We start from the raw sequence: 21,515 nt of genomic DNA on the forward strand, positions 1-21,515 counted from the left end.
ATGAGAAAAATAGTATATTTTATTTTAATAACCCTAGTGGGTTCGTTACATGCACAATCCATTGAAAACCCTAGTGGCAATAAAGAATTGGATAGTATTCGTCAAGCGGTGAAAGAACTTCCGACCGGGCGCGAAAATTTTAAACCAAGAGCAATTAGAATGAAATTGTGGGCTGTAACGCTGCAGCAGCAAGGTGTGCGTCTTGACGATTATGTAAACATAGATAATCGTTTGAACAAAGTCACTCGTTGGAATAATTTGTGGTCTGGTAACGAGCCACAAGAATTTTCTGATGAAGAGATGGGAGTTTTGGGTGAAATTGTTGATGATGGGTATAGCGTACTTGAAAAATACCAAGCTGTGGCCTCATCAGGAAGGTCGATGGAGTTCGCATCCAATGTGGAACCTATCGATCCTGATACCCAAGAAGAAATACCATGGACTTCTTATAAGGGCAATGAAGGTTTAACAGGCTATACTGGGGCAAATGGCCCTACCAAAGGGGTGAAGGCTTGGACCTTTCCAGTTGGACTGGCATGGGAATCAAAACCGGCCATTCAAGGTGATCGTGTTTATTTATCCTCTCCTGGGGTACGTACCACTATGTACTGTTTAGATTTAAATACAGGCAATGAAATATGGAGTACCAGTCAAACCATTGAAATAATGGGGGACCAATTGTATCATGCGCCAAACAATCAATCGAGCCCGGTGGTCCTTAAAGATCATATATTATTTAGGGAACTGGGGGCTAGAGGAAATAAGGGACCAACCAAAGATGTAGTTTTTGTTAACAAGAAAACTGGTGAAATTGAAAGGGAATTGGAAGTTGGGCACGTAGATTATAGGGCGGGCCACGCCGCTTTTGATGCGAATGAAGAAGTAGTGGTTTTTCCTTTTGGTGTTCAGGATATACATACCACACCACCATTAACGCAAGCCCATGATCGCGTAATTGGCAAAAATTTAAAAACCGGAGAAAAATTGTTTGAATTTTATACTGGATACACTTTTGCTGAACCCTTGCTTGATAATAGTAGTAGTGTTTACCAAGGCACTATGGAAGGCTATATGTATTCTTGGAAAGCAAATAAAAGGTTGCCGAACCGTCCCAAGCCAGACTGGGAATTTAGGGCGGGGGGCGCCATCAATGATAAAGCTGTAATTTATGGTGATTATGTAATGTTTGGAGCCAATGATGGCGTGTTCTATTGCCTAAATAAAAACAATGGTAAGCTACAATGGAAATATGCCACGGATAATTTAGAAAAGAAATCTTTTCGCTATTTCTCCGCTCCCTTTGCAAAGGATGGGAAAGTAGCCGTCGGCGCTGCCAATAAGAAATTTTATGTGTTTGACGTGACTTCTGGAAAGTTAATTTTGGAGAGTCTTGCAGATGATTGGATACGTGCCGCACCTGTTTTTAATGAAGATGGGTATTTCTTTGCAACCATGAAGGGGACACTTTATGGGGTGCAGAAAGGTAGAAAAGGGGCAAAGACAATTTTTAAGAAAACCATTAGTCATCACCCCATTATTGCAGATTTAGCAATTAAAGATCAAAAATTAGTAATGAATGATTCTGATCTATACGCGCATTGTATAGATACCAAAGGCAGAACCATTTGGAAAAAAAGTCTTATCGAAAGCTTTGAGAAAGATGGAAATAGAATATTGTCCGATCAAATAGCTGGAGGTGCTTATTATCAATCCAAGCCCATAGCTGCTGACGGAATGGTCTTTTTTGGAAGTCCTATTCGTTTTGTTTATGCCGTAGACGCGCAGACAGGAAAAGAGATATGGAAACATGAAATAGGTGCCTCTATTTCAGGAGCCCCAACGTATTACGATGGTAAAATATACGTAGGACAACAGGGAGGTGAAGATGATTTTTATTGCTTGGATGCCAAAACAGGGGAGTTAGTTTGGAAACAAAATGTAGATTGGGTATGGGGGTCTGCCACTTGTTCGGATGGGATGGTATACATACCTGGTATTGATGGTTACGCATGGGCTTTGGATGCAGAAACTGGACAGATGATTTGGAAAAAACCATTTTCAAGATCAGTTTGTAGCGAGCCTGCGGTCGAAGGTAATACGGTAGTTTTTGGAAGTTGGGACGATTATCTTAAAGCTTTCAATAAAAAAACAGGGGAATTGCTTTGGCAATATAATGGTGCTGGAACAGATTCTGGAGTTGCCATTGTGGATAAAGGTAAAGTATATGTGAAAAACAAATGTATAGATTTGGAAACCGGAAAGCTGCTGTGGGAATTCATAGACGGGAAAAACATTTTTAATATTACCCCTGCAGTACATAATGGAAAAGTTTACATGTCTTGTTGGCATGGTTTGGGAATGGGCGGAATAACTGTGGAAGCAGTTCTCTATTGTATTGATGCCGAGACAGGGGAGCTGATATGGACGCAACTAGGGGCAGGTCTTAGCAGTCCCGTTATTGGAGGTGAAGGGAATGTGTATTTTCCAAGTATCGCCGATCCTTATTTTTACAGTGTTGATTCAGAAGGAAATGGAGATGGTACCACAACGGTTAACTTTATGTACCAAATGGGAAATAAAGTCGAAGAAAGTACACCGGCCTTATATAAAGGGAAAGCTTACATAATGTCCTCAGATGGATACATACATGCCATTAAATAATTGAGATGAAGCAATTATTACCCATATTTATAGTTCTGTTTAGTGTTCAAACACACTGCCAAGAGCCCAATATTCTGCGATATCCTAGTGGTGACAATGAGATTGATAGTTTGCGAATAGCTATAAATCGAATGCCCACGGATAGAACGAATTATAATACCAGAATATTGATGATGAAACTATGGGCTGTAACTTTACAACAACAAGGGGTGAATCTGGGCAAGGCATACATGGAGGTGGATCAACACCTTAATCGTTTTTCAAAATGGAATCCTGTCTTTAAAGGTGGGGAAGAGCAAATATATACCGATGCCGATATCAAGGAGTTTGCAAAAGTAGTAAAGAATGGATATGCGGAGCTTGACCGACTTCAGGAAAGATTACATCAAAATGATGAATTAGCAGGATTTGAACATAAATTGATTATAGAAAATGAAAATTCAGAAAAGGCAGAGAAAAATAACATAGATTGGTCCAATTACAGGGGTAATGCCCAGCGTACGGGATTTACTGGTGCGGATGGACCCATACATGGAGTGACAGCTTGGAAGTTCCCCGTTGGACTTCGGTGGGAATCCAAGCCTGTTGTAGTTGAAAATAATGTATACCTAACATCGCCCGGAATGCGTAATATTCTTTGGACATTGGATTTAGAAACGGGCAAGGTCAAAAATCTATCTACCCACATTCCCAAAATGAAAGGAGACCAACTCTATAGCACCCCCGCTATGGCCTCTACACCAGTTGTTTTAAATGACTACGTTTTGCTACGTGAAATGGGGAGTAGGGGAAATAAGGGAATTTCAAAGCACATTGTATTTATAAACCGCAAAACCGGAAAAGTTGACCGCAAGATGGAGGCAGGGCATGTAGATTATCGAGCTGGCTTTGTTTCTTTGGAGGCCAATGAAAAATATACGGTATATTCCTTTGCGGTACATGATATTGAAGAGCGGCCACCATTGTGTTCTCCGATGACAAGGATAATCGCCAAGGATACCAAAACTGGAAATCGCTTGTGGGATTTTAATATTGGACCACATTATGCTGCACCATTATTGGATGATTCTTTCGTGTATGTGGGTACGGGTACAGGGGATGTTTTTTGCTTGGACGTTAGTGGTAAATATGGTCCTGCCTCCGCTAAACGAATTAAATGGCAATTTCAAGCAGAAGGTTCAGTAAATAGAAAAACAGTAATCTCCAATGGTTGCCTCTATTTTGGGGACAATGCAGGTAATATTTATTGCTTGGATAAAAATAGTGGTGATTTGAAATGGAAATACAAGTCAAAGGAAATAGAGGAAAATGCATTTCGTCAATTTACCACGCCGACAATCCAAAACGGTTTATTGTTCATCGGAGCTGCTTTTAAGAAAATGTTGATTTTGGATGCTAAATCTGGCGATTTTGTGGATGAATATCCTACTTCAGATTGGGTGAAATCGAGACCTGTAGCTTTTAACAACGACGTATATATTTCTTCAATGAACGGTGAAGTCTCCAAATTAACAATGAAGGGCCGTTCATTCTCAGAAGTGTGGAAGGTAAAGGCCACAAATCATTTCGTTTATGGAGAACTCACATTTGCTAAAGGAAAATTACTTTTTACCGATTCAGACCTCTTTGCTTACGCTTTGGATGCAAAGACAGGAACTGAGTTGTGGAAACATAGTATCATAAAAAGCTTTCAAAAGGAAGATGGTTATCGTATTTTGACCGACCAAATAGCTGGAGGGGCTTATTACGAATCCAAACCGACTGCCATTGATGGCACAGTTCTTATTGGCACACCGTCCGGGTTTGTTTATGCCATAGATGCGGTGACAGGAAAGGAAAAATGGAAATTTGAAGTCGGCGGAGCTGTGTCGGGAGCACCCATAGTCGATCAAGGGAAAGTCTATATTGGTACAGAAGGAGCAGAAGAAGACTTCTATTGCTTAGACCTTAAAACAGGAAACGTCATTTGGAAACAACTTGTAAGTTGGGTATGGGGATCTGCAAATGTAAGTGAAGGCCTCGTGTACGTACCAGGGGTTGACGGTTACGTAAATTGTTTGGACGGTGACACAGGTGCCATCATTTGGCGCTACCGAACAGAGCGTTCCACTTGTACTGAGCCGCTAATTATTGAAGATTATGTGTATTTTGGAAGTTGGGACCACTACCTCTATAAATTTCATAAGAAAACTGGAGAGTTTATATGGAAATATCAATTGAGTGGGGGATCGGATTCTGGAGCTCCTATTAGTGGGGAGGGAAAGATCTTTTTACCTGTTGGAGGTGGAGTTTTCCGTTGTTTGGATCCTACAACGAAGAAGGTATTGTGGACACCAGACCTGAAAGGAAAAATGTATAATGTAACGCCCGGCTACCATGACGGAAAAGTATATTTGTCCTGTCTTAATGGAAGAGGGATAGGGGGCATTCCTATAGGAGCTGAAGTTTTCTCTGTAGATGCCAAAAATGGTATGCTTAATTGGACATTCAACGGAGGAGGCGGTCTTACAGGACCTGTAATCGGTGCCAACAATCGAATTTATTTTGCATCTACTGTAAGTCCATACGTCTATTGCGTTGATGAGAAAGGTAATGGAGATGGAACCACAGGCCTTTACTGGAAAGTTCGAATGGATAATAAAACCGAAGAGTCAGTCCCCGCACTGTATAACGGTATGTTATATGTTTTGAATTCGGGAGGGTATCTAACGGCCATAAAATAAGGATATAAGAATATTTTGTAACAAAAAATAGTTGAATGATCAATAAATTAAATTACCTGTATGGACTGCTTATTCTAGGCATAATTTCATGCGATTCTGTAAAGGAGAAAGAAAAAGAAATCGCCTCACCCGAAGGGAACGCAAAATACGTAAATACCTTTATCGGTACGGGAGGGCATGGCCACACCTTTCCTGGAGCTACTGTTCCCTATGGTATGGTGCAATTAAGCCCAGACACTCGTACTGACGGTTGGGACTCTTGTGGTGGTTATCATTACACTGATAATTCTATAATAGGGTTTACCCATACACATTTAAGTGGTACAGGTATTGCAGATTATGGGGATATTCTATTTATGCCATTTTCTGGAGAAGTACAATTGGATAGGGGCACACCCGATAACCCAGACAGTGGTTTTAGATCCAGGTTCTCACATGATCAGGAATATAGCCAACCTGGTTACTACAAAGTTCATTTACTGGATGATAAAATTACAGCTGAACTGACCGCAACCGAAAGGGCAGGCTTCCATAGGTATACATTCAAACCCGGGGAGGATCAAAAATTGATGATAGATTTAACCCACGTTTTACAGGAAAAACATAATAAGAATGAAATTAATGAATTTAAAATATTAAGCGACACTGAAATATCCGGTTATAAACTTACCAAAGGTTGGGCTAAAAAACAGCACATTTATTTTTATGCAAAATTCAATAAACCTTTTGTTGGCAGTTTGTACGACGCAGATTCCTTAGCTGAAGGAGATAGTTTGAAAACTACATTGAGTAAGGCCGTACTTCAATTTTCTTCGAATGAAGAACCGTTATTGGCGGTTGTTGGAATCTCTTCGGTAGATTACAACGGGGCAAAACAAAATGCCACCAAGGAGATTTCACATTGGGATTTTGATAAAATTAGGGAACAAGCTTATGACCAATGGAACGATCAATTGAAAACAATTGCAATAGAGGGTACTACAGATGAGGAAAAATCTATATTCTATACAGCTTTGTACCATACCAGTATTAGTCCAAACATTTTTAATGACGTAGACGGGCGTTATCGAAAAATAAATATGGATATTGATACCTTACCAACAGGTGAAAATACGTACACAGTTTTTTCTTTATGGGACACTTTTCGAGCTTTTCATCCTCTATTAACTATTACGAATCCGGATTTGGACGCAGAATTCATAAATACCCTGTTGAAAAAATATGAGGAAGGTGGAATATTGCCGAAATGGGAACTGGCCGCCAATTATACTGGTACCATGATAGGTTACCATGCCATTCCAGTTATTGTTGATGCGTATTTTAAGGGAATTCGAAATTTTGATGTGGATAAGGCTTATAAAGCTATGATAGCCACCTCCAAATTTGATAGGGATAATATAGAAGCAAATAATGAAAAGATTTTAGAAAAACTAATGCCTATGGCAAAAAAATATAATGAGGAACTTGGGTATATCCCTGCAGACCTAGAAATTGAATCTGTGGCAAAGGCGTTAGAATATGCTTACAATGATTGGTGCATTGCCCAGTTGGCAAAAGATCTGGGGAAAGATGATGATTATGAATATTATATGGAAAGGGCAAAACGCTATGAAAAATATTTTGATAAGCAAAGCGGATTTATGAGAGGAAAATTGGCCGATGGAAGTTGGAGAACACCTTTTGACCCCAAAGCTTCATCCCATAGGAAGGACGATTACTGTGAAGGAAATGCATGGCAATGGACTTGGTTTGTTCCTCATGATGTGGACGGCTTGGTAAATTTAATGGGGGGCCGTGATAGGTTTACGGCCAAACTAGATACATTATTTTCTACGGATTCAAATATTACAGGAGATCAAACATCCAATGATATTTCTGGATTGATCGGTCAATATGCCCATGGAAATGAACCAGGGCACCATATTACCCATCTATATAATTATGTGGGACAACCTTGGAAAACCCAGAAATTGGTAGACTCGGTACTTACTACGTTATATTTCAATAACCCAAATGGATTGGCGGGTAATGAGGACTGTGGACAAATGTCTGCTTGGTATATTTTAAACGCAATAGGGATATATCCTGTATGCCCAGGCTCATCCGTGTATTCAATTGGAAGACCCATTTTTGGAGAGGTAAATATAGCCCTTAAAAATGGGAACGTTTTTACGGTTAAAACTAAAAACAACTCAAAGCAAAACAAATATATTCAAGGGATTACTTGGAAGAATATGCCTTTGAACCAACCATTTATTGATCACAAAGAAATCATGGCTGGGGGTGTTTTGGAAGTACAATTGGGGGCAAAACCTAATAAAAGCTTTGGAATTCAAGGACACGAATAAAACGAAAAAAAATATTCAATTAAATAGTAATTATGAAATTAAAGCTTATCTCCGCACTGCTTTTAATGTTTGTTTGCCGGCTAAATGCCCAAGGAAACTTTTTGTCTTCGGGGGATGAGGAATTGGATTCAATACGTCTGGCGGTTAAGAAAAACCCTACTTCAGCTGAGACTTTTCAACTTAGGGCTTTTAAAATGAAGCTGTGGATGGTTATTCTTCAACAGCAGGGGGCTAGACTTGATCCATTCGTTGCTATTGATAATGAAATGGCTGAAATTGTCTGGTGGAATACTATTTTTTGGAACGAAGGGAAACCACAGGATTTTACCCCTGATGAAATGGATAAGTTATGTGATATTACCGATCGGGGATATGAAGTTTTGGAATACACACAAAAGGATTTAAGAGATAATCCACGAAAAATAATAAAGGCTTCGCCGGATGCTCAGGAGGTACCTACTCAAGAGAATCCAATAAACTGGACACATTATAAAGGCAATAATGGCCTTAATGGTTATACTGGTGCCGAGGGTCCTCAACTGGGGGAAAATGTCTGGAAATATCCGGTAGGCCTTCCTTGGGAGTCGGAACCCGTTGTAGAGGGAAATCGAGTTTATTTATCCTCTCCTGGGATGCGTACTGCTATGCTTTGCGTTGATTTGGAGTCTGGAGAGACCATTTGGGATACTACGCAACAAGCTGAAATTATGGGAGACCAACTTTATAATACCCCTAGTAATATGGCCACACCAGTAGTGCTTGAGGATTTTGTACTCTATCGAGAAACTGGTAGCAGGGGTAATAAGGGTCCTACCAAAGAGATTGTTTTTGTAGATAAAAAGAGTGGTGAAATAGATCATGAGGTTTTGGCTGGGCATGTCGATTATCGTGTAGGATTACCAACGGTGACCGCTAATGAAGAGTTTTTAGTATATACACATGGAGTACAGGATATTGAGGCGATACCGCCAATAGCACAGGCATATAATAGGGTTGTTTGTAAGGACACCCATAGTGGGAAACTTTTATGGGATTTTAATATTGGATATACTTTTGCAGATCCTTTATTGGTAGAAGACAGGGTCTTTATAGGAAACCAAACGGGGTACATGTATGCAATGAAATGTGGGGAAAAGTATGGCCCAGTGGATAAAAGGCGTATTGCTTGGGAATTTAGGGCAGCCGGCTCTATAAATGAAAAAGCGACAAATTACAAAGACTATTTATTTTTTGGTGATAACTCCGGAAGGTTCTACTGTTTGAATAATCAAAACGGGGAGAAAATATGGGAATTTAAGGTGAAAGATACGGAACAGCGTTCTTTTAGGCATTTTTCACGTGCTTTTGTAGTGGATGGTAAAGTATTTGTTGGGGCGGCTGATAAAATGATATATTGTTTCGATGTCAAATCGGGAGAATTGCTGTTTTCATATCTAACCGATGATTGGATACGGGCCAAACCTGTCGCAAAAGATGACCGATTGTATTTTGCAACGATGAAAGGGTCATTCTATGGATTGGATATTTCCAGAAAAAAACCAAAACTGATTTTTAGAAAAACACCGGGAGATCATCCAGTTATTGCCGATTTAGTAATCACATCAAATAAAGTGTTGTACAACGATTCAGACCTTTACACGTATACTTTTAACTTAAATGGCGACCTACTCTGGAAGAAGAGTCTTGTAGGTAGTTTCATCAACGATAGTGGAAATCGAATCTTTACTGATGAAATCGCAGGTGGGGCTAGATATATGTCTAAGCCGACCGCTGCCAATGGTTTGGTTTATTTTGGGAGTCCAATTCGTTTTGTTTATGCCGTCGATGCCAATAACGGAAAGGAAAAATGGAAGTTTGAAGCTGGCGCCTCGCTCTGTGGTGCACCAGTTTATGATAATGATAAAATTTATTTTGGTGTTCACAGCGGGGAAGACGAATTCTACTGCTTAGATGCTCAAACGGGCGAAGTTATTTGGAAACAGGATGTCGGCTGGGTATGGGGGTCCCCAAATGTAAGTGATGGAATAGTATATATTTCAGGAATCGATGGAAACGTACAAGCCCTTGATGCCAATAATGGGCAAATTATATGGCGCCATCGTTTGGACCGTTCCATCTGCAGTGAACCTGCTGTGGAAGGAGATCAGGTGTTTTTTGGAAGTTGGGATCACTATCTCTATGGAATGAACAAAAAAACCGGAAACATTAACTGGAAGTTCCATCTTAGCGGCGGAACCGATTCAGGTGTTCAAATTGTAAAGGATGGTAAAATCTATTTACCCATAGGAGGACCTAGGTTTCGTTGTTTGAATGCTAAAACTGGAGAGGTACTTTGGGAATTTACAGAGCCTAAAACAAATTTCAATGTGACCCCTGCATACCATAATGGTAAAGTGTACTGTTCTAATTGGTATGGGATTGGATTGGGCGGAATATGTACAGTTTCCAATCTTTATTGTTTAGATGCTGAAACAGGTGAAAAAGTGTGGCAGGGTTACGGCGGAGGACTCAGCGGACCGGTGATTGGAGCGAATGGAGACGTTTACATAGCATCGGTTTCAAGCCCCTATTTTTATTGTTACGATGGAAATGGTAATCCTGATGGAAGCGCAAAGATAAAATGGATGTATAAAATGGGAAATAAAGTAGAGGAGAGTACACCAGCTCTCTATAACGGTAAAGCCTATATCATGTCATCGGACGGATATATTCACGCTATAAAATAATGATGAAGAGAATATTAAATAAATGGTTCGTCCTTGTCTTGATCACTTGCATGACTGTAATGGTTTCAAATGCACAGAAAGGAAAATTTCGGTTGGCAATCGACGGTTTATCACATGGACATGTAGTTTGGGTTTTTAAGAATGTAGATACTACTAAAATTGATATAGTAGGAATAGCTGAACCCAATAGGGAATTAGCCGAACGTATGGCAAGAAAATATAAATTTTCAATGGATTTGGTTTATGATTCTTTGGATGAACTGATTGATAAAGTAAAACCGGAAGCAGTTGCAGCATTTAATTCTACTTATGAACATTTGGAGACAGTTGAAGTTTGCGCTCCAAAAGGGATTCACGTTATGGTAGAAAAACCACTGGCTGTAAATTTAGAGCATGCGGACAAGATTGTTTCATTGGCAAAAAAAAATAATATTCATGTAATAACTAATTATGAAACAACTTGGTACCCCTCCAATGCTTTTATAAAAAATATGGTAGAAGGTGATAGAATAGGGGAGATTAGACGGATTATTGTCAATAATGGTCACAAAGGACCTCAAGAAATAAATGTAAACAAGGAATTTCTTGGTTGGTTGACAGATCCTGAACTGAACGGAGGTGGAGCCATTACCGATTTTGGCTGTTACGGAGCAAATTTAATCCTTTGGTTAAAGAAAGGTGAAATGCCTACATATGTGTATGCCACTTCGCACACATTTAAGCCCAAAAAGTATCCAAGGGTAGATGATGATGCCACCATTTTATTGGACTTTAAAGATTGCCAAGGAGTAATACAACCTTCATGGAATTGGCCTTATTCCCGAAAGGACATCGAAGTTTATGGAGAGAACGGATATGTGATTGCTAAAAACAAAGAAAATGTAAACTATAGGTTTGGGGAATCACAGGAGTTAACCCAAAAGGTTACTGATTTGGAGATTTCCCATACAAATCCATTTAACTATTTTAAAGCGGTCGTAAGAGGGGAAATTCAAATAGGGATTATGGACCTATCAGGTTTGAGAAATAATTATAATGTTATTAAACTGCTGGATGCTGCCAGATTAAGTGCAGCCGAAGGAAGAAAGATAGAAATAAATTAAAACGATAAACTATGTATTCAATTAGAAAGCCCTTAATTTTAATGGTGTCTATTTTAATGGCTGTTTTACTCAACGCCCAAAAACCTACCCAAAACGTAGATTGGCCTTTATACGCTTATAATTTTGGCGGTTTACAGGAAATGTCACCTGCTGAGCAAGTTTCAACTTTGGTATCCGCAGGATATCAAGGAGTTTCTGTTATGGCGAATCATCGTGGTGAAATGATAGATTTAAAACCTTTTTTTAGAGCTGCTTCAAGCCATGAGGATTTTAAAGTATTTTCGGTTTTTTTTAGATATAACGCAAACGATGTAGTCGATGTTCGGGAGGGATGGAAAAGTGTTATTGATCAACTCTCCGGTAAAAATACGGCGCTTTGGGTAATTTTTGGAAGACCGAATGAAAAGCTTACGAAAGATTTTGCCGTCAATAAATTAATTGAAATAAATAATTATGCAAAGCTTAAAGGGGTAGAGGTAATACTTTACCCTCATCACAAGGATGTTATCCAGACTGCGGAGGAAGCTTTTAAAATAGTGGATAGCATTGATAGTGATAATTTAAATTTAGTTTATCACACGTGTCATGAAATTCGTTCGGGACAAGGTCTCCGTGCGCCCGAAGTGTTACGGAAAATAAAAGACCGACTTAAGTTCGTAACTATTGCGGGTTCAGATAAACGTGTCGATACTACCAACGCGATGAGTATCGAAAATTCTACTATAAAACCACTGTATAGAGGTAATTACGATTTAATGGCTGTATTAAAAGGACTTAAGGATATCCGATATCAAGGAGCAGTAGGGTTTATAAACCATCAAATTAAGGAGGATCCTGAAGTTTATCTACCGGAATCAAATAAAACTTATCGTAAATGGCTTAATGAACTCAATAAATTAAAGTGGCCTAAGGGTTATGATGCTCCCGATCAAGCAGTTTATCATAAGGGAACAGATTCTTGGTATATCTCCAATTTGGGAGGAGGAATTTCGTTGGAACAGGATAGTTATGGTTGGATAACACGGACGGATGCCAGAGGGGTTGTTAAAGATACGGTTTGGATTGGTATTAAAGAAGGTATGCATGCTCCTTCAGGAATGATTATCAAAGAAAATCTACTGTTTGTGTGTGATAGAACAGGGGTTCACGAAATTGATATTCTGAAAAAGACAATTGTTAACTTTTATCCATTGCCGGGAGGGAAATTTATCAATGATATCGCAATTGCCAATAATGGAGATTTATTCATTTCAGATTTCTTTGGAAATAAAATTTATAAACTACCCGCGAAATCTAGAAAGGCAGAAGTTTGGTTGGAAACGGAACGCTTAGAAGCTCCGGACGGTTTGTTGATGGATGGAGAAAACTTAATAGTGGCTTCTTGGGGAAAGTTAAGTGAGCCTGGGAGTTTCGAAACGACCAAGCTTGGGGATCTTCTAAGTATTGATCTAAAAACTAAAAAAATAACTCCATTGATTAAAGAGGTTGGCAATATGGAAGGGATTACAAAAGCAGGTGATTATTACTATATAACGGATTGGGCGGCTGGAGAACTTTTAAAAGTAAATCCAAAGAGTAGTTCTGTAGAAAAAATTTTAACAGGTTTGAAACACCCTACAGACCCAATGTATGCCGAAGATTTGGGGATTCTTGGTTTTCCGCAGCATGGAACCAATCAAGTACTTTTTATGAAACTTAAAAAATAAAAAACCGCTGTGCAAGCCTGTCCTGCCCTATCAGGCGGGCACAAGGCATTGTAGATTGAATAAATTAAGAATACTCCAACGCTAGCCTACCATAATATTTCGGTCAGGTAAACCTCGGAGCAACTTGCCCGACGGCAGTCGGGTTATAAATCTCACTTTGTGGGTACATTATTAATTAACTCTAAAATTTTTATTATGAAACTAACAAAATTTAAAGGAAAATTTGCTGGTGCAATGCTGGCGATTATTGGCACTATGGTTGCTTGCGATAGCGATTACCAGGTGCAGGAAGAAGAATTGATTGTGGCCTATGCCGAAGCACCTGAAGTTCTATTAAATACCAATCCAGGCTTTGAAGAGGGGCTTACCGGTTGGTCAACCTATAAAGCCCCGAGTATTGCGAACGATGCCATAATTCGTGTGGACAACAACGGAAATGCAAAATTCGGGAATAAACACCTGTTTATGAGACTGCCGGCCAGTGCTACTATTAATGGTTCGGAGTATATTAATTTAGGACAGACATTAAACTTAAGCAGTACAAAACGATACCGTTACAGTGCTTGGGTTAAATGGGCCAATCCAAATAACTCCCTTCCAAGTGCTATTATTTCCATTTGGGCTAGAAATCAGGATGGGAGCTACAACGGTCAGGATGTTTGGATCACAGATGGCAATGATTATAAATATTTAACTTTCGAATTCACCCCAAATGAAACCGGTAATGTATTTTGTTATATTTCCTTGTTGACCCACCAAAATGGCTTTGATAATACAGATATATTTGTAGATGCCTTGCGCATCGAAGAAATTGGTGATGCAATTGTAGATGTAGATCCAAGACCTGCAAACCAAAACCTTTTGTCCAACTCATTTTTTAGTCAAGATTTTGCAAATTGGACCACCACCAGCTATAATCCCCATAATGTAAGCGGGCTTAACAAGTTTATTGTTAATGACAATGGAAATAAAAGAATGCGCCTAGAACTACCAGGGGCCTCGAACAATACCTACTTAAATGAAACATGGATTGGTGCCTATCAGGAAGTAACCCTTTATGCGGGGAATAAATATGTGTTGGAAGCCAATATTGATAGGGTAGTGCCGGATGCACTTCAATATGAAACCATAGTAAACCTTTATGCATTAAAACCCGAAACTCCAAATAGTCCTAGAGCTTGGTTGGGAGATGTCGATTACAAATTTAATAAATCTGAAAATCATTTTTACTCCCAGGTAATATCCCCAACAGAAACCACTACGTATAATATTACCGCAAGGGTTTTTGGTTGGGCTAATGAAGGCAATCCTGTTTCCGTTAATTTTGACAATATAAAAGTGAAAAGGATAGAATAATAAGTAATTTTTAAATTATAATGATGGGTAGCAGTTTGTTTAAAATATACAAGAAGTATAAGAATTATAGCAGACTGCTGCTCATTTGCTTTTATTACACATCATTTATCCCTTCGTATGGACAAAGCAACAGCTTGAAGAATACAGATATTAAAGGAAAGATCTTTTGTGGGTACCAAGGATGGTTTAATACTCCAAAAGATGGATCCAAGCTTGGGTTTAAACATTACCAAAAAAATTCATAATTTGAACCGGGTAGCTGTGTAATTGATTTTTGGCCAGATACCTCAGAATTGACGGATGCTGAAAAATACCCTACACCTTTTCGATTTAAAAACGGAGATACGGCCTACGTATTTAGTTCAGCTAATGTAAAAACGGTGGATAGGCATTTCAAATGGATGAAAACTTATGGCATAGACGGGATTTTCGTACAACGCTTTATTTTAAACATAAAGGACCCCAAGCGCTATACTAACTTGAATAAAGTCTTTGATAATTGTTTCAAAGGTGCGGTTAACCATGAAAGACTGATTTCTGTAATGTACGATTTAACGGGGTCTGACAATGATATCTTATCAAATATTAAAAAAGACTGGATAGCCCTTGTAAATGAATACAATCTTAATTCTAAATCAAATTCCACTTCAATAACTTTCGAAGGGAAACCAATAGTGGCTATTTGGGGAGCGGGTTTTAAAAACAGAAATTACTCCCTGGTTAAAATAGAAAAACTTATAGACTTTTTTAAGAATGATCCTAAGTATGGTGGCTGCTCTATACTTTTGGGAGTTCCTAATCATTGGAGAACTTTGGATGGAGACCGCATGTCGGATAGCACAGTACATAGACTTATAAAGATGGCAGATATTATTCAACCTTGGACGCCAGGAAGATATAGTACTTTGGAAGGTGCAGACAGATATTCAAAAAACAGAATGCAAGATGATCTGGAATGGTGTAATAAAAATGGACTACTGTATATGCCAGTCGTATTTCCCGGCTTCAGCTGGTTTAACAAAAAACGGGGGGAGGCCAAGTTCAATCAAATCCCAAGACAAAAAGGCGCTTTTTATTGGCGTCAATTTTACAATGCCTTTGATCTTCCTGTTTCAAGTGTTTATGTCGCTATGTTTGATGAAATGGATGAGGGTACTTGTATCTTTAAAACAGCTACCAGTCCTCCTCTGGGGGAAAGTCCATTTTTAAACTACGAGGGATTGCCTTCAGATTATTATCTTTGGCTAACCGGTAAGGCTGCATCGATACTTAGAAATGAACGACCCAATTCGAAGGAAATGCCTCAATATCCCAGTATGTAAAAATTAAATGAATATTAATCCAGCGCAAGGTCTGGAAGATTTCACTTTAAGTAGGGATTAAATTTTAAAGTATGCAATATTCAAAAAGGGCTTTAGGTTTTACAACGTGTAATCTCTAAAGCCCTTTTTATTATAATGAATTTATTTTACAGCATGTAAGTAGCCGTCCCCTGATAGGGCATATACTTTATCCCTATAAATACACAGGGTAGATTCTTCAACACGGGCTCCCATTTTATATATCCAATACGGCTTTCCGGTTTTTTGTTCTAAAGCATATAAATACGGATAGTTTCCGGAGCCAATAAACACTTTTCCACTGGCCAGGGCAGGAGCTGAAAGTCCTCCTCCGTCAGGAAATGTCCAATGTACCTTGGCAGTTTCCGCATCTACCGCATATACTTTTGAAGTTAAGGGTACGCCTTTTAAACCTATGCCGACTCTGGCAGTAAAGAAACCTCGACCATCATGAAAAGCGGGGCTAGCATTGAAATTAGAATAGTTGCCTTTGTCCTTTTTGCTTTTGTTTCCATCATTCAAGACTTTACCTGTTTGGGCATCAAAATACATGAATATGTTGTTGTGATGGGGAAGATAAATTTTACCGTCTTTAGCAATTAAGGTCCCGCTATCCAATCCTATACCATTAGCTTTCCAAACAATTTCCCCAGTTTTTTTATTGAAGGCGTATAGTGATCTGCTCCATGATCCAAAATAAACCAGGTCTCCATCTACTGCGGGTTCGGCCGGAACTGATTTAGCGGTAGGGTACATCCAAATAATATTTCCTGTTTCTCCGTCAAGACAAACGGCGTAACCATTTACGGTGGGAACATAGACCATTCCATCATCTACGGTAGCAGAGCCCCAAACCCAACCTCCGGGAACAGTTTGTTTCCAAACCAACTCCCCGGTTTTAGCATCAAGGCAGTAAAAAAAACGTTCTCCACCTTGTTGGCCGGCATAAATCTTTCCGTCTTGTATAGCGGCCCCTACGGAGATAGCACCTCCCATTTCAAATTTCCACTTTTCCTTACCAGTGTCCGCATCTAGTCCGAATAAAAAACCTGCAGGGTTTCCAAAGTAGACTAAACCATCTGCAGCTGTAGGTTTGGACTGATAGTATGTGCCTCCGGATAATTGATCTGTATAGATTCGTTCGCCATTTTCTTTATAATAAGCATCCAAAATGCTATGTTTCCATACAACGTCTCCTTCCGTATTTAAGCAATATGTCATTAGATTGCTATCATTAAGTACAATTTTGCCGTCTTGTGCCGTAAGATCAGCATAAATGGGATGGGTCGATATTTGCTTTTGCCAATTGCGCTCCCCCTTTTTGCTGAATTGATAAAGGTTTCCAGAAATATCCGCAACATGGATTTCGGAATCCAAAATTACAGGATTTGATCTGATCCAGTCTTCTGTTTGGATTTCCCAATTTATCTTTCCAGAATTACTATCAATGGAATATAAACGATTATTGGCAGCACCCATGTACAACGTATTGTTATGGATTACCCCGGATGTAAAGTGTTTGCGGGCCCTTAATTCAACGTTGGGTACATTTATTGACCATATTTTTTCTCCCGTTTTTTCATCCAAGCAGTAAACTGTACCTCCATTCGACCCGAAGAAAATCCTTCCGTTTTCTAGCAAAACCTTGGTATTGATTGCACCATCTGCCTTAAAATTCCAAGCAATCAATTGGTCTTCATTAGTGCCGGAGAGATCAACATGGTTACTATCGTTTGTACCCGGTACGATATTTAGGGCGTAAAGATATCCCTCCATAGTACCTTGAAAAACCATATTATCTGTAATTACCGGCTCGGCAAGGGCATCTATATCACCAACATTAAAATCCCATATTAGCTTCTCATTGTTTTGATCCTTGCAGATCAAACGGTTAAAATTTTGACAAATAGGAGGATAACTATAGATATCGGCAACTCCAAATGGGTAAACCACGTAATTTCCGTTCGATGCCACTGGGGCATTTTGAGTTCTATAATCCACATGACCTGCATATTTCCTGCTTAAGGTTTCCCCTGTGTTTTTATCAATATAAACTAAGTGCTTAGCCTGACCTTTATTCCCTCCATGACTATTGACTTCCCTCAGTATTATTTTATCTTCCTGTATTACTGGGGTCGACATTATGGCCGGATACTTATAAATACCGAAAAGTGGATGTTCCTGTGTGGATCTCCAGATTTCTTTGCCTGTATTTAAATCCAGACAAAAACTAGTGGTATACATCCCGGGTGAAGCAATATATACCTTTCCTTTTTCAATCACTGGTCTTGAATACCATCCCAAGCCAATGGGGTATTTCCAAGCCTGTTTTCCAAATTTTGCTCCCGGAGCATCTGTATATCCATTGTTGTGCTCGTTGGCTTGAAACATGGACCAATTTGTGTTCATGTTTCCATTGGAAGGAAAGTTTTTACCGTCACTCTCAAAAGGTTTAAACACAGGGCCGTTGGTTATGTAATCTCTGTATATAACTTCCAATTCTGCATAACCTTTATCTATAAGGTTGCCCATTTTTTTAAGTGCAACTTCCTTTTCATCTCCCTTGGAACGGTTGATTATACCTTCTAAACGGTAATATTCTGTATCGGTATCAAAAAAAGAACTTAAATCTGCCCCCAGCTGTTGCAAAGAACCCAACCACATATACATCAGGACTGAACGTTTCCTGAAATTATCAGCACCTGTAGGATTCTTTTTTATAGTACGGCGTACATTATCAATTTCCTCACTTCCACTACTCTTGAATGTTGTTTCCTGCGCTTGAAGGGTAATACCTATAACAAATGCTAGAAGTACCATTTTTACTTTAAATCTTGTTTTCATTTTTACTGTATTGCGTATAAATATCCATTTTTAATTAAGGCAAAAACTTTATTGCCATATATACTGGGCACACTTTCTAACATCATTCCTCCTACATGGGTTCTCCACAGAAGTTTACCATTTTCAGCATTGATACATGTTACGAACGGATCTGCTGAGGAACCAAATATTAGCTTGTTGGATGCGATAACTGGAGCGGTTAGGCCTCCGCCACCTCTAAATTCCCATTTTTTTTCGCCCCCATTTTCAACGTCGGAGAATGAAAAGATAGTAGCCTTGTAGGGTAGAGTCGTAACTTGTCTTACTGCAGAGCCATAAATCATATTATCATGTGCGGCAACAGTTCCATTTTGAAGGAAACCTGCCGGAGCCTGCCACTCCCATTCAATTTTTCCCGTAAGCTTGTTTATTGCGGCTATACTTCTTCCTGCTTTTTGAACATATAGGTAGTTTTTATGAAGGACGGGGGCTGCCGAATCGGGAAGGCCTCCATTAGTATTTTTCGGTTGTGTTTTACAGCGCCATAATAGCTCTCCGGTTTTTTGATCGAAAGCGAAGTAGTAACCCGACCAAGAACCTGTATATACCACATTTCCTTCTGTTACAGGATTACAATATACACCAGGTGGCCATCCATGGCCATGATTTACTTTTTTGTTGATACGTTCTTTGGGAGTATTTTTTCCCGTAAAATAACTCCAAACTTTTTTACCTGTTTTCGGTTCGAATGCAAAAAAATCCCCATTCATGTTACCTACAAACATGAGTCCATTGGCATACGTTGCTGCTACCCAAACATTTCCAAATTGATTGGTAGACCAAACCACTTCTCCAGTATCTTTGTCAAGAGCGTAATAGATGCCATAACTTTTGTATGTTTGACCAACAAATACCAGCCCTTCTGCCACGGTTGGGGAAGGTGATACACTACTCTTAAGCTCAAACCGCCATTTTTCTAAGCCCGTTTTGGTATCCACTGCGTTAAGAAATCCGTCTGGCCCAGCAATATATAAAGTGTTGTCTACTATGGTAGGGGAGCTTTGTTGACCGGAAATTTCATCTGCTGCATAGAAATCGTCATCAATCCAGGCACCGTCTATTACACTTTGTTTCCATTGTAACTTCCCATTTTCTATATTTACGGAGTACATTTTCATATTTGTGTCTGTTAGTACGATACCGTTAGGGGTGCCCGCTAAATCAGCAAAAAATCCATGGTCACTGATTTTTTTCTTCCATTTTAATTCAGGATTCCCACTATCTTTCGTAATAGCAAAGAGCATTCCATTGATGGTGGCTGCATAAATTGTATTCCCCACGATTACTGGTTTAGATTTAATCCAACTATGTGTGTTATATTCCCATAGTTTCTTACCCGTTTGGGTATCTATGCAGTACAAACGCCCATTAGCACTTCCAACATAAAGTTTGTTGTTTTTAATGATGCCCCCGGAATAATGTTCAAAAGCTTTTTTTTCTATATGGTTTGGAATAAATTTCCAAAGCTGCCTAGCAGAGTGTTTGTCGACTGCGATAATCTTACCATCCCCATCTGAAACATAGACTTGCTGATTGTCTTCACCAATGATACCTCTAAGCGATTCGGAAATTTTGAGACTTCCCATATTTTTGCCTGTCGTTCGATTTATCATATATAACCGACCGTTAAAATCTGTCACGTAAAAGAAGAAATCACTTAGGTAAGGTTTTCCTGTAATTAAACCATCGGGTACGAATCGCCAGCCTATTTCACCCGTATCCCGATCTATTCCGTCTATATAATTTATATTATTGACCATTGGAAAGGGTTTTTTTAGGTTTACCTTCTGCTTTACCTGTTTCAGCTCTTTTTTTCCAAGGCTTTTTCCGTTAGCCTTATTTAAGACAAGAAGGTCTCTTTTCGTTTTTATAAAAACCCTATCCTCTGAAATATATGGAGCGGATTGGGCACCACTGTCATTATAGTAACTTATGGAATTTTGTTTTCCTTTCCACAAGGTTTTACCAGTCTTCTCATCGAAGCAAAAAGCAACTACATCGTTACCGGCACCAGCGGCATAAACTTTTCCATTTTCAATTACCGGAGCAATGTCCCAACCATTGGTTTTGGGATATTTCCAACTAATTTTCCCTTCGGTAGGACCTGGATCGCTACTAAAACCTTTTTGTGAAGTTGTAGTACCATGATAAAATGGCCAGTCATTTTTAGTCGTACCAGAGTGATTGGGCTCTCCTTTTACTTCTTTAATATAAGTAGGATTTCGAATTATTTCTTCTAAGTGATGAAAGCCAATATCGATTGTTTTATAATCATTCTGGCTTTTTACAGATGTATTAATTAGATTGTTGGCAATAGGATCTAGATCGCGTAAATTTATTCCTTGGCGCCATAGTAAACGCCACCAGCGATAAAGAACGGCTTTCCGTTCTAATGCGTTATCGAGATTAGTTGGATGTAAAGAGATTTCTATTCTTATAGAATCAATTTCCTCATTTCCAGAGCTAATAAAATTTTCTGGGTTGTTTTGGGCTATTGATGAAAAAGAAGTCAGAACTATTATCGCTAGTTTAACACTCCAATTTAGCTTCATTCTTTATAAAATGTTTTAGAATTGATTGGTAACTGAACTTAAATTTTGGAATACAAGTATACAAAAATTATATTACACGTGTACTTTGTTTGTTTAATTTTGTTATATTCGCCTTTT

10 protein-coding genes are annotated in these 21,515 nt (G+C 39.0%); 8 read left to right on the plus strand and 2 right to left on the minus strand.

Annotated elements, in window-relative coordinates; all coding sequences use genetic code 11:
- The 8 genes from HX109_RS13130 to HX109_RS13165 all read left to right on the plus strand — a co-directional run bounded on the left by HX109_RS13130 (position 1) and on the right by HX109_RS13165 (position 15,945).
- Complete coding sequence (locus HX109_RS13130) at positions 1-2,661, plus strand: PQQ-binding-like beta-propeller repeat protein (RefSeq protein WP_178952719.1); 2,661 nt, start codon at positions 1-3, stop codon at positions 2,659-2,661.
- A gap of 5 nt (positions 2,662-2,666) precedes the next feature.
- Complete coding sequence (locus HX109_RS13135; protein WP_178952720.1) at positions 2,667-5,384, plus strand: PQQ-binding-like beta-propeller repeat protein; 2,718 nt, start codon at positions 2,667-2,669, stop codon at positions 5,382-5,384.
- Between the two features lie 35 nt (positions 5,385-5,419).
- Entirely contained in the window at positions 5,420-7,732 is a 2,313-nt protein-coding gene (locus tag HX109_RS13140) for a GH92 family glycosyl hydrolase (protein WP_178952722.1), read from the plus strand.
- A gap of 32 nt (positions 7,733-7,764) precedes the next feature.
- On the plus strand, positions 7,765-10,458 hold the full coding sequence (locus tag HX109_RS13145) for a PQQ-binding-like beta-propeller repeat protein (RefSeq protein ID WP_178952724.1): 2,694 nt from the start codon (positions 7,765-7,767) through the stop codon (positions 10,456-10,458).
- The gene (locus tag HX109_RS13150) at positions 10,458-11,561 is read left to right on the plus strand and encodes a Gfo/Idh/MocA family protein (protein ID WP_220399468.1); all 1,104 of its coding nucleotides are present in this window, start codon (positions 10,458-10,460) and stop codon (positions 11,559-11,561) included. The genes HX109_RS13145 and HX109_RS13150 overlap by 1 nt, the downstream gene beginning before the upstream one ends.
- 11 nt (positions 11,562-11,572) lie before the next feature.
- Positions 11,573-13,267 (plus strand): TIM barrel protein, encoded by a 1,695-nt coding sequence (locus HX109_RS13155; protein WP_178952726.1) that lies wholly within the window; start codon positions 11,573-11,575, stop codon positions 13,265-13,267.
- A 195-nt stretch (positions 13,268-13,462) separates the two neighbouring features.
- Complete coding sequence (locus HX109_RS13160; protein WP_178952727.1) at positions 13,463-14,623, plus strand: hypothetical protein; 1,161 nt, start codon at positions 13,463-13,465, stop codon at positions 14,621-14,623.
- Positions 14,624-14,916: 293 nt separating this feature from the next.
- Positions 14,917-15,945 carry a glycoside hydrolase family 71/99-like protein gene (locus HX109_RS13165; protein WP_178952729.1) on the plus strand — a complete coding sequence of 343 codons (1,029 nt, stop codon included), beginning with the start codon at positions 14,917-14,919 and terminating at the stop codon, positions 15,943-15,945.
- A 141-nt stretch (positions 15,946-16,086) separates the two neighbouring features.
- Here the strand turns inward: HX109_RS13165 and HX109_RS13170 are convergent, their stop codons facing one another.
- Together HX109_RS13170 and HX109_RS13175 are read right to left on the minus strand one after the other, a co-directional pair.
- Complete coding sequence (locus HX109_RS13170; protein WP_178952731.1) at positions 16,087-18,807, minus strand: PQQ-binding-like beta-propeller repeat protein; 2,721 nt, start codon at positions 18,805-18,807, stop codon at positions 16,087-16,089.
- Positions 18,808-18,809: 2 nt separating this feature from the next.
- Complete coding sequence (locus tag HX109_RS13175; protein WP_178952732.1) at positions 18,810-21,398, minus strand: PQQ-binding-like beta-propeller repeat protein; 2,589 nt, start codon at positions 21,396-21,398, stop codon at positions 18,810-18,812.
- Between the last annotated feature and the right edge of the window lie 117 nt (positions 21,399-21,515).

Source organism: Galbibacter sp. BG1 (assembly GCF_013391805.1).
Classification (GTDB): Bacteria; Bacteroidota; Bacteroidia; order Flavobacteriales; family Flavobacteriaceae; genus Galbibacter.

Excerpts from the sequence above, each read along its gene's own strand:
- HX109_RS13130 (WP_178952719.1), top strand. The coding sequence starts at position 1 with ATGAGAAAAATAGTATATTTTATTTTAATAACCCTAGTGGGTTCGTTA.
- HX109_RS13155 (WP_178952726.1), top strand. The coding sequence starts at position 11,573 with ATGTATTCAATTAGAAAGCCCTTAATTTTAATGGTGTCTATTTTAATG.
- HX109_RS13150 (WP_220399468.1), top strand. The coding sequence starts at position 10,458 with ATGATGAAGAGAATATTAAATAAATGGTTCGTCCTTGTCTTGATCACT.
- HX109_RS13175 (WP_178952732.1), bottom strand. The coding sequence starts at position 21,398 with ATGAAGCTAAATTGGAGTGTTAAACTAGCGATAATAGTTCTGACTTCT.
- HX109_RS13140 (WP_178952722.1), top strand. The coding sequence starts at position 5,420 with ATGATCAATAAATTAAATTACCTGTATGGACTGCTTATTCTAGGCATA.
- HX109_RS13135 (WP_178952720.1), top strand. The coding sequence starts at position 2,667 with ATGAAGCAATTATTACCCATATTTATAGTTCTGTTTAGTGTTCAAACA.
- HX109_RS13145 (WP_178952724.1), top strand. The coding sequence starts at position 7,765 with ATGAAATTAAAGCTTATCTCCGCACTGCTTTTAATGTTTGTTTGCCGG.
- HX109_RS13160 (WP_178952727.1), top strand. The coding sequence starts at position 13,463 with ATGAAACTAACAAAATTTAAAGGAAAATTTGCTGGTGCAATGCTGGCG.
- HX109_RS13170 (WP_178952731.1), bottom strand. The coding sequence starts at position 18,807 with ATGAAAACAAGATTTAAAGTAAAAATGGTACTTCTAGCATTTGTTATA.